The organism is Streptomyces sp. NPDC058701, assembly GCF_042715295.1.
Taxonomy (GTDB): domain Bacteria; phylum Actinomycetota; class Actinomycetes; order Streptomycetales; family Streptomycetaceae; genus Streptomyces.
The window spans coordinates 107,723-118,300 of the sequence record NZ_JBHXSY010000002.1; the positions used below are offsets into that span (position 1 = coordinate 107,723).

Here is a 10,578-nt window from a genome sequence, read left to right on the forward strand (position 1 = left end):
TTATCCCTTCGGGGCGAACGTCTTGCGGGGGGTCGGGTTGGCGTCGCGGTAGAGGCGCAGCCACAGGTTGTGGAGGTGGCGGCCGACGCGGATGCGCTTGCCGTGGCCGTCGCAGCGGCGGCAGTGCTTGCCGCGCTTGAGACGGCCCTTGCGGTCGGTGGTCATCTGGAAGCCGAAGCCCTTGCACTTGCGGCAGTTGCCGAACGGGCTGGACGCACACAGGCTGACGTAACCGAGAGTGATGACGAGTAGGCATGCGCTAGCAAGGAGGACGGGGGTCATGGGGTGCCTTCCGGGCGGGGTTTCCGGTGTTTTCGCAGGTCGGCTGCTAGGTGCGAGGTCGCTGATGGGAGCCGGTTTGGGGTGCTAGCGGGGGTGCTAGACCTAGCAGCGATGGCTGCTAGGTCTAGCAGCGGTGCGAGTCAGCTTCCGGACCGCCTTCCGTCACGGACGGTGATGGCTGTGGTGATGTCGGCGCGGGTGATGCCGCGTCGGGTGGTGCCCTTGCCGGTGGTGGTGGAGCCCCATACGTCCTGGGCGGTGATGCCGTGCGGCTTGAGGTTCGTGGTGACCGTCTCGGCCTTCCAGCCGCTGTAGACCTCGGGGCGCAGGGCGGCGAGGCGGGCGGCGACCTTCTCGTTCCAGACTTTCTCCTCATCGGCCGGCACGACCCTGAGGATGTCGGCCAGCAGATCGAAGGAGGCTTCGCCGCTTTCGGGTTCCTGGCCGATGGCGTGACCGGTGACGTTGCCGTACTCCTCGCGCATCCGGCGGGCCCGCACGACAACCTGTTCGGCTGCGAGCGCGTCCACGAACGCGGACGAGACGATGCGCGGGTCGTCGCCCTCACCGGCCATCCAGCAGATGCCAAGGTCAGTGCGGGAGAACATCGTGGCCCGGTACCCCGCCTTGTAGGCGCCGGTACCAAGGACCATGTCGTTGGCTGTGTGGCCCATGACCTTCAGGCAGAACCGCAGTACGGCGTTGGCGGAGATGCCCGGGGGCAGCGACTTCGCGTCGGGGCGCTGCGTGCCGAACATGCCGACGATGCCCAGAGCCGGACCGCGCTTGGCGATGTCGGTGCAGATCTCTTCGATCTCCGCCCCGTGCTTGTCGTGCTCGAACGCCTTCTGGCACTCGTCCAAGCCGACAACGATCGGGTGTAGGCCAAGGGACTTGTCGTTGGCCAGCTCGGGGGTGACCTTCGACTCCGGGCAGAGCGAGCGGGGCAGGGACTTGATGACCTTTGCCCGCCTGCGCAGTTCCTCCTTAAGTTCCCGCAGCGATTCAAGGACGTAAAGGATGTCTTCGTCCTCCTCTCCGGCCCGGTAGCGGTGGCAGACCGGCTCCAGCGCTCCGAAGTCGCCGGTGCCCTTGAAGTCGAACGCGTACAGCGCCGCTCGCGGGTCGAGTGCGGCGATGAGCAGGAACAGGCGCATCAGGAACGTCTTGCCCATCCGGGGGATGGAGCCGACGACCACGCTCGCGAACATCAGGGTCACCGCGACGTCGCCCATGCGCTGGTCGTTGCCGAAGACGACCGGCTTGAACAGGTCCACGCTGCCCGACTTGAGGAGCGGCCAGGCGGGCTTCTTGGTCTCGTTCATGGGCTTGTCGCCCACCCACAGGATCAGCCGGCCTTCATGTTCCTCGGGGTCGGCCGAGGGCCAGACGCAGCCGACCTTGCGGCGAAGACCGGAGGCGAGCGGCTTACGGGCCTCCATGATGTCTTCCGGGGTGACACCCCAGGGAAGGTCAAGGTCGGCGCGGTAGCCGGGCCCGTCCCGGGTGATCTCCGAGGTGAACCGCAGGCCGTTCATGTCGGCGCCCTTCTTGATGGCGGCCGACAGCTTCGCGTTGCCGATGTTGTCCAGCGCCCGGAGCACGATCGCCCCGGTCAGTTTCTGGATCTCGGTTTTCAGGACGGCGGGGCCGATCACGGGCTGGTCCTGCGGGGTCCCCCAGAAACCGGCGGTGAGGACGGCGGCCGAGGCCAGCACGGCCAGCCAGCCCGGGGCCATGACGTACATGGTCAGGGCGAAGCCGGTACCGAAGATGAGCGCCACCACGGTCACCAGCGCCCGAAGGCGTACCCGGCTGTCGCGCTGCCGCGACAGTTTCAGGTACTCGCCGGTGTTCTCCTTGTAGACCTCGTACGCCCGCAGCGGCGCCGCCTCCGCGTCCCACATCCACCGGTTCGTGTCGCGGACCAGGCGGGCCGCGCCGCGCGGGGCGTGCAAGCCGAGTTGCACCGCGTACCAGGGGGTGCGGATGCCGTGGAACACGGTCGCGTAGAACGCGTTGCTCGCCGCCCGCTGCGTGGTAGAGACGAACCCCGGCTTGGACCGAAGCCAGCTCGGAATGATCGGGAGACGCTTGTAGGTGGTCACGCCCGGGGACGGCAGGTCCGGGGAGTCGACCGGCCGCAGCCGCGGTGACTCGTCGTCGTCCGGGTCGGCCGGCGGGGCGGCCGGGGCCGGGGCGGCGGTGGTGGGTCGTTTGGTGGTGATGTCGAAGACCTCGGCGCCGGGGCGCTCTTCCAGGTCCTCGCTCTGGTCAGTGACATGGACATCAGACACGGTGGGGCTGCTCCCTCATAGCGAGTGGGGTGGAAGGGGGACCCGGACGGCGCTTTGGACGGCGAGGCGTCCGGGTCCCGCTGAGCAGGTGTACGAGTCAGGCGGCGCGCTGTTCTTCGGGGTAGGCGCAGGGCACGCACATGCCGAGTGAGGGCGGGATGACGTATCCGGCGTCGGCGAAGCACTCGGGGCAGGTGCGGCGGGCGGTGTTCGCCTTGGCGAGCGCGGCGGCCTTGGCCGTGGTCATCGGCCGGACCGGCTTGGCGAGGTCCACCCGGTACAGGAAGGCCGTCAGCGGTTCCCGCCGGCGGCGTGGACGCAGGAGCTGGGCGGCGACGTCCTGCCCTCCAGGCCGCAGCTCGCGTGCTCTGAGCTGACGGCGGGTGGCGAGGCCATCCGGGGCGAGGCGCCACGGGAAGGTCGGAAGGCCGAACCGCTCGCCCTCGGGGTCGAAGCAGTCAGCGAGACGCAGCCCCATCAGGCAGCCGCCCGTTCGGCACGCTCGGCCTTGAGGGTGTCGCGGAGCAGGCGGCCGTTGGCGGACGACGTACGGACCGCCTTACGGATCGCCTCGGCCGTCAGCTCGCCATCGGACCAGTTCGCGGTGACCGACCGGGCTTCGTCCAGCAGCTCATCCGAGTCACGTGTCGGCCGGGGCGTACGGGCCGACTGCGGTACTCGACCGGTCGCCCGGCGCGGAGCCGACTCCACAGCCGCCACCGACTTCACCGGAGCCGACTGCGGAACCTCAATCGGCTCGACTACCGGAACCGACTCGGGCACCTTCACCGGCTCGATCACCGGTACCGGGTCGGCCGACTCAGGGGCGGGGAGTTCAGCCGCCGGGGGCGGGGCCTCGGGGGTCGACTCGTGCAGGTCAGACCCCAACCGATTTACGGTGAACTCTGCCGTTTCATCCTGGTTTGCGGGGGCGGTGAACATGGCGGCCAGGGCGGCGTCCGCACCGATGGTGAGCCGGTCGCGCTGGACGTCCAGGAGCCGCGCACCCAACGACGCGTCGCCCAGCCCGACCTTCCGGGCCAGCTTCCACGACGTGCGGTCGGACGACTTCCGCACCCTCGACTGCGGGTGGTTCGCCGCCCGGGCCCGGTGGTAGGCCAGAGCCCGCACCACGGCGGCCGCCTTGGCTTCGGCTTCGATGTCGCGGCCGTCCTGGTGGACGACGATCCGCCGGGCGAGGAACGCCATGCCCTCGGCCGCGACGCACATGCCCATCGGGGTCACGGCGTAGATCACGGTGCGGCCCGGGTCATCGGCGGCCATCGCGGCCATCACCGAAGCGGCGGCCGGCAGGGCCCACAGCCCCACCCGGATGATCCCCGGGGAGGACTGCCCCAGCATCGTCAGCCCGAGCAGCACCAGCGCCAGAACGGCGGTCGCGCCCTCACCGGCCGCCACCGCGCCCAGCGCCGTACCCGAGCCGTACGCGCGGCTGATGTTGCTGAACGTCCCCACCCCACCGGCGATGCCGGTGGCGAGCATGGGCACGAACGCGGCCGTCAGCACGATCTTCTGCGCCCTGGTCAGCGCGTTCCGGCTCGCCATCACGCCGCCTCCCCGCTGGTGCCCCGGCGCCCGTCACGGCGCCCGTTCACCGTGCCCGTCGCCGGGACGGACAGCCGCTGGGCGATGCGCCAGCCTCCCCCGCGCTGCTTGGCCCGGTACATCTGTTCATCTGCCAGCCGCAGCAGTTCGGAGAGGTCTGTCTGATCTGCTCGCGGGTTGCAGACGGCCGCGCCAATCGAAGCGCTGACTGTCAGCACGTGGCCCTCTGCCTCGACCTGCTGCTCTAGGTAGGTGATCAGGCTGTTGAGAGTCGCGGTGAGCTGACCCTGACTGTAGGCAGGGGCGACGGCCGCGAATTCGTCGCCGCCCAAGCGGCCCACGACGGCGGAGTTGTCGATAGCCCACTTACTCAGCCGTTCGCCAGCGGCACGGATGACCGCGTCTCCCGCCGCATGACCGTAGGTGTCGTTGATCTGCTTGAACTTGTTGAGGTCGATCAGGCAGACCGCCCTCGGCCTGTGTCCCAACCAACGCTCGGCCCGCTCCGTGAAGCCGTCCCGAGTCAGCAGCCCGGACAAGGGATCGCGGCGAGCGGCCTCGATCCGGCGCCGCATCCACAGGCTGTGCACGGACCAGCCGGACATCAGGGGAAGCGCTGCGGACAACGCCGCAAGGGTGTGGCTCATGCCGCTTCCCCCGTCCGGGAGGAACGGGCGGCGTCACGGGCCGCGGACCGCAGGAACGGGACGGTTCGGGTGAGCGCGTCGGCGTAGAGCGCGTCCCACGCGGCGATCTCGTCGCCGCCCTCGCCCAGGGCGGCCAGCTCGGCGATGACCTCCCGAGCGACCGCCTCGCGGGCTCCTCGCTCCTGGGCGGTTTCGGGGGTGAGCGGCCCGCGGAACAGATCCCGGTCCAGCCCGAGGGGCAGTTCATCGAAGCCGAGGGCTAGCTCTTCGAACTCGCCGGGGTTCACGATCTGGTGGTTACCGATGTACGAACGCATGCGGATCTCTCCTGATGAGCGAAGGGAGCCGGGGCGGTCGCGGTCTTTGGAGAGAGGCGACCGGCCCCGGGGTGAAGCCCGTACTCGCGGCTCCCCTCAACCCCGCCCGTTCAGAACGGGCGGGGCGGGCAACCGGCCGCAGCGCTGCGAGCACTGCGGAAGGAAGAGCAAGCCGTGCGAGCAATGCCGGGCAGTGCAGCCCGGAGACGGCTCGCAGGGTGGTTGAGCAGCGACGCGGGGGGCGCGGCCGGCCGTACCGGTCCAGTACGGCTGGCGCCCGTAGATGTCGGTGGAACACAGGAACCTCCAAGCCGGAGGGGCGAGGCTTTGCCAGCGCGCCGTTGCCACGGTGCGCCGGTCCCGAGCCTGTGAATCGGTGCGTCATCCTCACTGCTCTGACGCCAGCAGGGCGGCGCGTACCGGGTGGCACCCGAGGGTGTTCTCCAGAGCCAGTACGCAAGAAAAGGTTTCGCCGCCGACGACAACCCGTCGCCACGGGGACGGGGATCACGCCCCGTCTCGTTTCACTTGGCACGCTGTTGAGTTCTCAAGGAACGAACGCTGCCTTCGTACTCACCCCCTCGGGCTTTCCTCCGGGCCCAGCTCGTCACAGGCATCAATGCAGGTCAGCGCGGAGAACCGCCCCGGTCGGCATGCGATACATGCTTGAACGTGTATTTCACATTGGCGGCCCTGATTGCGCTTGTCAAGCTCCTCGCTCAACCGGGGTTCCGCTGATGTGTCATCAGAGTGCCGCCGAGGGGCGGGACGAAGTCACCACGTCCCTGGACGACTTGGGACGTCCCCGGTAGCGTTCCGTAGGTCCAGTACGTCCCTGGACGTCCCTGGGGGTGGGATGGCTAACGAGCGGCTGCGATCCGCGATGTTGACGCGCGGCATCACCGTGGAAGCCCTGGCAGAACACGTCGGGGTAGACCCCAAGACTGTGGAGCGCTGGATCACCAAGGGGCGGGCGCCGTACCGCCGCCATCGCCTCGCCATCGCGGCGATGCTGCATGAGGACGAGTCGTACCTGTGGCCGGAGGGCCTCCCCGACTCCCAACGCAAGGACGCTGCCGACGCCGAAGTCTTGAAGGTGTACCCGCACCGGTCCTATGTACCGGCCGAGCTGTGGCTCCAGATGTTCGGCAGGGCTGAGCGAGAAATCGGCGTACTGGTGCACGCGGGCGTATTTCTCGCCGAGAACCCCCGATGGACGCAGCTCCTCAAGCTGAAAGCGGCTGAGGGAGTCCGGGCACGCATCCTGCTCGGAGACCCGGAAAGTCCGGAGATCCAGCGCCGCGGTGAGGAAGAGGAAATCGGAGAGGGCGTGGCCTACAAGGTCCGAGAGGTCATGAAGCTGTACCGCCCCCTCTACTCGGTGCTGGGCATCGAGTTCCGCCAGCACAGATCGACCCTGCACAACTCGCTGTACCGATCGGATGACGAGTGGCTGGTGAACACTCAGGTGTACGGGGCAAGCGCGCCCCTGACCCCAGTTCTCCACCTGCGCCGAGTCGCCGGCGCTGAGCTGGTCTCGACGTATCAGCAGAGCTTCGAGAAGGTCTGGACCGAAGCTGTTCCCCTCGAAAGGTGACCATGAGCCGCCGCACCGACTACTTCAACGATCCCTCCGCCCCGAAGGCCAACAGCATCGTGCCCGCGGTCACGGCCTTCGTCGTCAACGACGCGGGCGACGTCCTTATGGAGCGCAGGTCGGACAACGGGCGCTGGGGAATGCCAGGGGGCGTTCAGGAGATCGGCGAGAACATCGCCGGAACGGTCGTCCGAGAGGTCCGGGAGGAGACCGGCATCACCGTTGAGGTCGTCGGCCTGGTGGGCATTTTCACCGACCCCGGTCACGTCATCGCGTTCGCAGACGGCGAGGTTCGCCAGGAGTTCTCGCTCTGCTTCCGCGCCCGGCCGGTCAGCGGCGAGATCAAGGTGAGTTCCGAATCCCTTGAGGTCCGATGGGTCCCTCGATCCGAGGTCAATTCTCTCGACATGTCGCCGACGACGCGTCGGCGACTCGAAGAGGGCTTCCGGGAGTCCCCGACTCCCCGGATCAGCTGAGCGCTGGCCACCCCGCTTCGGCACGACGCTGCCTTACCCGAGCCACCCTGGCCAGCAGCTCGGGCCGGGCCGCGGAGACGGCTCGATAGACGACGTGCTCAGGGCCGTATCGATCCAGCACTTCCGCCAAGCGCTCTCCGGGATCGACCAGGGCGCCGGTGGGGCTGCTCGTGAGGTCGCAGAAGGTGATGGCATCCACCAGATCGGACTCCGCAGGACCGAACTCCGCGAGGGCATCGCTCAGCCCCAGCTCGGACGCCTCCCACGGCGATGACGTGTGGAAAGCCACGAGACTGCACAAGCGCGGATCGGCTCCGACGACATCCCGCAGGTACCGGGCCCCGTCAATCATGTGCTGCTTGGTGTCGACGGCGGCCTGGGCGTATCCGACATCGTGCGCGATGGCTGCTGCGGCCAACAGTTCGGCGTCCTCCCCCAGGGCCGGGGCCAGGGTCAAGGCCTGCGAATAGACGCGTTGCGAGTGGCCCCACCGCTTCGGCAGGGCCTCGGCGAGCAGCGACTCCGCAAGGTCATGGGCCCACTTGGCCAGCTGCATGAATTTCCCTCCGAGGGCGCTTGGGGTTCAGGTGGCGCTGCTGACGAATCTTCCTACCCCGTGCTGGGCCCTTACGTGCCCGGCCGTCTCCAGCTCCCGGACGGCACGGCGCACCGTCCCGCGAGAAACACCGTAGGTCTCGGCCATCGCTGCCTCGCTGGGCAGGCGGGCGCCGACGAGGAGGACACCCTCGCGGATCTGGTTCAACAGGTCCGACATGATCTGCTCGTACGGTGCGCGCCCGGCGCCCCCGGGGAGCTGCCGGCCGACCCCGGCGACCGTGGCGACATCCCCGGACTCCTCCAGGGCACGCAGGGCTCGCCGCACGGTCGTACGGGCTACTCCGAACTCACGCCCGATCTCGGCCTCGGACGGCAGACCGTGCGCGTAGCGTCCCTCGGCGATCCTGGCTCGCAGTGCCTCCGAGATGAGTAGGTACGTTCCTCGCGGACTGGCCTGCGGCACGTGGCCTCCCCTTGGTAAGCCGGTGGGATTCATCGCCACCCAGCTTCGCACGTTCCCTCTGGCAGTCCTCAGTCACTGTGCGTCGGGTTGTGCTGCCCAGTCAGATGGAGGTTCCGGCCTCCACGTGCGGATCGCTTCTCGCTCACGGTGCGCCCTGCTGAGGAATTCGGTGCTAGGGATGGGCTCCTGTCTCAGATACGCCCCGAGGCACCGCTGCGCGTCGCGACACATCGCGTTCATCAGGATCCGTCCAGCACGGAGGCCAACAACCTGTTGAAAATGCACCTCGTTCCCGAACTCGAACAGACATGCACTCTCGATGGCCTCACGCAACTCCGGGTGTGGTAGGCGGAGCACTGCAAGCTGTATGCGACCGACGCACTCACCCATCTCGGCTGTCCACTGGCGGAAAGCTTCATCGCGCGGACTGCCATCGTCGGGGCGCCGCCAAGCAATCTTCGAGAGGCTTTCAAGCTCAGTGAGTAGCGTGTCCGCTGCCGCGATGGCCATCGAGTCTCGACGCTGCGCTTGGGCCAGCCGAGCCTGATGCCGCTGCTGATACACAACTCCGAGAAACGCGGCAGAGGCTCCGACGATGGTCCCGCCTAGACCGATAACCCCCACCAGCACCTCATTGCCCATGGCGACATCCTGCCCCACCCCCTCCTCCAGAGGTCCCCCTATGGGCAAACCGATGTCCAGCCCAGAGCGAGCGCGCACGGTACGCGATAGAGATCGGCGACGATGCGGGCCCCGCAGGGAGAAGTCCCACGTCAGAGGACATGCCGAAGGCCCCTTAGGCAAGCCCTCCGGAGCCGTGTGCGCAGGTTCGAATCCTGCCGGGGGCACTCCAGCCAGACAGTGTGCAAGTGTCGCTGACCAGCTGAAGTGCCGAGCATGAAGGCCCGAACTCAGTCCCACTGAGTCCGGGCCTTTGTCGTTGTTACGCACTGGTCCCGTGTGAGGGGCACCTCAACTCGCTCACCCTGACGGCGAACTCCCTCAACGGGGACGTTCAGTACGGCACGGCATGGACCGAGGCGAACGTCTCGGCCGCGATCGGCATCCCGGACGTCAACGGGGACGTCGACGACTCCCCCACACCCCGTTCCCGGGGTGTGGGGGCCGTCGTCGTCGCGGGGCGGGGTCCGCCCGGAGCGTTCCGGTGGTCTGTACGAGGGAGGTGGGGTGGGTCTGTGGGTTTGGGGGGTGGGGTGCGGCCGGGGGCGTGCATAGGGTGGCCATGAGGCCGCATCGTGCCGTTGACCTGGCGCTTTGCGGGGAGTGAGCTCGCAGAGGGATGGGCGGCGCGGATGCGTGAGCTGGTGGAGACGGCGCAGCGGTGGGCGGCCGAGGGGAGGGCCGGGTTTCTGGCCAGGCCCGTCACGGAGCAGGGTTTCGGGCCGCGGGACCCGGCCGGTGCCGTGCTGGTGGACGGCCGCGGCGTGTGTGTCGGGGCGTTGTACAACGGGGTGTTCGACGCGGAGCTGACCGCTGACGCGGCCGCCGTGCCCGAGGGGCGGACCGCGCGGGTGTGCGAGGTGTCGGTGGCCGCAGCGGAGGCGGTCGAGGCCCGGTTGACCTGCGGCGGGTCCGCCGAGATCCTGCTCCAGCCGCTGTCCGCGGTACCCGCCGAGTGGTGGGAGCTGCTCGGGCAGGGGGCCGGGGTGGCGCTGGTGACCCGGCTGAACGAGGCCGCCGACCGGGCGGTCAGCGAGGTCGTACGGGCCGTCGACATCCCCCGTGACGATGCGGCGCGGCGGGCCGGGGAGCTGCTGGCCACCCGGCGGCCCGGGCGGGACGCGCTGTACGGGCAGTCCGGGCTGGTGCTCGTGGAGGCGTACCCCTCGGCCCCGTACCTGGTCGTCGGCGGCGGCGGGGAGCTGGCCGACGTCATTGGTCGGCAGGCCGCCCTGCTGGGCTGGACCGCGGTGACCGTGGAGGACGGGGCGGAGGCCGGGAAGCTCCTGGCCGAGCACCGGGACGCCGCCTGCCTGGTGATGCTCAGTCACGACCCGGCCTTCGACGTCCCCACCCTGCGGGACGCGCTGACGCTCGGCGTCCCGTACGTGGGAGCGCTCGGTTCGCGGCGGACGACCGCGCGGCGCCGCGAGGGGCTGGTCGCCGCCGGGGTGGGCGAGGCGCGGCTGGCGCTGGTGCACGGTCCGATCGGGCTGGACCTGGGGGCGCGGACGCCCGCGGAGACGGCGCTGGCGATCTGCGCCGAGATCCTGGGCGTGCTCGGCGGGCGCGAGACCCGGGCCCTGCGCGACTCGGACGGTCCGCTGCGCGGCTGATCCACGCCGGTCCGGGGCCAGGTCCACGCCGGTCCGTGGGCGGCTCCACGCCGGTCCGTCGGCGGCTCCACGCCGGTC

At 69.2% G+C, this 10,578-nt stretch carries 12 protein-coding genes; 3 read left to right on the forward strand and 9 right to left on the reverse strand.

Annotation, left to right across the window (positions count from 1 at the left end; all coding sequences use genetic code 11):
* From ACFWW8_RS02295 to ACFWW8_RS02320, 6 genes are all read right to left on the reverse strand, one after another.
* On the reverse strand, nt 1–282 hold the full coding sequence (locus ACFWW8_RS02295; protein ID WP_386522451.1) for a hypothetical protein: 282 nt from the start codon (nt 280–282) through the stop codon (nt 1–3).
* A 140-nt stretch (nt 283–422) separates the two neighbouring features.
* Entirely contained in the window at nt 423–2,579 is a 2,157-nt protein-coding gene (locus tag ACFWW8_RS02300; RefSeq protein WP_386522454.1) for a cell division protein FtsK, read from the reverse strand.
* 97 nt (nt 2,580–2,676) lie between these two features.
* Nucleotides 2,677–3,057 carry an RRQRL motif-containing zinc-binding protein gene (locus ACFWW8_RS02305; protein WP_386522456.1) on the reverse strand — a complete coding sequence of 127 codons (381 nt, stop codon included), beginning with the start codon at nt 3,055–3,057 and terminating at the stop codon, nt 2,677–2,679.
* A complete protein-coding gene (locus ACFWW8_RS02310; protein ID WP_386522458.1) occupies nt 3,057–4,145 on the reverse strand; it encodes a conjugal transfer protein in 1,089 nt (362 codons plus the stop codon). The genes ACFWW8_RS02305 and ACFWW8_RS02310 overlap by 1 nt, the downstream gene beginning before the upstream one ends.
* Nucleotides 4,145–4,792 (reverse strand): GGDEF domain-containing protein, encoded by a 648-nt coding sequence (locus ACFWW8_RS02315; RefSeq protein WP_386522460.1) that lies wholly within the window; start codon nt 4,790–4,792, stop codon nt 4,145–4,147. Before ACFWW8_RS02315 ends, ACFWW8_RS02310 begins: the two co-directional genes overlap by 1 nt.
* On the reverse strand, nt 4,789–5,109 hold the full coding sequence (locus ACFWW8_RS02320) for a hypothetical protein (protein ID WP_386522463.1): 321 nt from the start codon (nt 5,107–5,109) through the stop codon (nt 4,789–4,791). The genes ACFWW8_RS02315 and ACFWW8_RS02320 overlap by 4 nt, the downstream gene beginning before the upstream one ends.
* Before the next feature lie 856 nt (nt 5,110–5,965).
* Between ACFWW8_RS02320 and ACFWW8_RS02325 the strand changes: the two genes are divergently transcribed.
* The gene (locus ACFWW8_RS02325) at nt 5,966–6,706 is read left to right on the forward strand and encodes a helix-turn-helix domain-containing protein (RefSeq protein WP_386522466.1); all 741 of its coding nucleotides are present in this window, start codon (nt 5,966–5,968) and stop codon (nt 6,704–6,706) included.
* 2 nt (nt 6,707–6,708) lie between these two features.
* A complete protein-coding gene (locus tag ACFWW8_RS02330) occupies nt 6,709–7,182 on the forward strand; it encodes an NUDIX domain-containing protein (RefSeq protein ID WP_386522468.1) in 474 nt (157 codons plus the stop codon).
* On the opposite strand, the gene ACFWW8_RS02335 is transcribed toward ACFWW8_RS02330, so the two are convergent.
* From ACFWW8_RS02335 to ACFWW8_RS02345, 3 genes are all read right to left on the reverse strand, one after another.
* The gene (locus ACFWW8_RS02335) at nt 7,175–7,738 is read right to left on the reverse strand and encodes an HD domain-containing protein (RefSeq protein ID WP_386522471.1); all 564 of its coding nucleotides are present in this window, start codon (nt 7,736–7,738) and stop codon (nt 7,175–7,177) included. The genes ACFWW8_RS02330 and ACFWW8_RS02335 overlap by 8 nt on opposite strands.
* Nucleotides 7,739–7,765: 27 nt before the next feature.
* On the reverse strand, nt 7,766–8,203 hold the full coding sequence (locus ACFWW8_RS02340) for a GntR family transcriptional regulator (RefSeq protein ID WP_386522473.1): 438 nt from the start codon (nt 8,201–8,203) through the stop codon (nt 7,766–7,768).
* A 72-nt stretch (nt 8,204–8,275) separates the two neighbouring features.
* Entirely contained in the window at nt 8,276–8,845 is a 570-nt protein-coding gene (locus ACFWW8_RS02345) for a hypothetical protein (RefSeq protein WP_386522476.1), read from the reverse strand.
* 671 nt (nt 8,846–9,516) lie between these two features.
* On the opposite strand from ACFWW8_RS02345, the gene ACFWW8_RS02350 reads away from it, so the two are divergent.
* Nucleotides 9,517–10,500: an XdhC family protein gene (locus ACFWW8_RS02350; RefSeq protein WP_386522477.1), complete on the forward strand. Its 984-nt coding sequence runs from the start codon at nt 9,517–9,519 to the stop codon at nt 10,498–10,500.
* The last annotated feature ends 78 nt before the right edge of the window (nt 10,501–10,578 follow it).

Bases quoted from the DNA above. Each gene is read 5' to 3' on its own strand.
- ACFWW8_RS02295 (WP_386522451.1), bottom strand. From the start codon at position 282: ATGACCCCCGTCCTCCTTGCTAGCGCATGCCTACTCGTCATCACTCTC.
- ACFWW8_RS02305 (WP_386522456.1), bottom strand. From the start codon at position 3,057: ATGGGGCTGCGTCTCGCTGACTGCTTCGACCCCGAGGGCGAGCGGTTC.
- ACFWW8_RS02310 (WP_386522458.1), bottom strand. From the start codon at position 4,145: ATGGCGAGCCGGAACGCGCTGACCAGGGCGCAGAAGATCGTGCTGACG.
- ACFWW8_RS02315 (WP_386522460.1), bottom strand. From the start codon at position 4,792: ATGAGCCACACCCTTGCGGCGTTGTCCGCAGCGCTTCCCCTGATGTCC.
- ACFWW8_RS02320 (WP_386522463.1), bottom strand. From the start codon at position 5,109: ATGCGTTCGTACATCGGTAACCACCAGATCGTGAACCCCGGCGAGTTC.
- ACFWW8_RS02325 (WP_386522466.1), top strand. From the start codon at position 5,966: ATGGCTAACGAGCGGCTGCGATCCGCGATGTTGACGCGCGGCATCACC.
- ACFWW8_RS02330 (WP_386522468.1), top strand. From the start codon at position 6,709: ATGAGCCGCCGCACCGACTACTTCAACGATCCCTCCGCCCCGAAGGCC.
- ACFWW8_RS02335 (WP_386522471.1), bottom strand. From the start codon at position 7,738: ATGCAGCTGGCCAAGTGGGCCCATGACCTTGCGGAGTCGCTGCTCGCC.
- ACFWW8_RS02345 (WP_386522476.1), bottom strand. From the start codon at position 8,845: ATGGGCAATGAGGTGCTGGTGGGGGTTATCGGTCTAGGCGGGACCATC.
- ACFWW8_RS02350 (WP_386522477.1), top strand. From the start codon at position 9,517: ATGCGTGAGCTGGTGGAGACGGCGCAGCGGTGGGCGGCCGAGGGGAGG.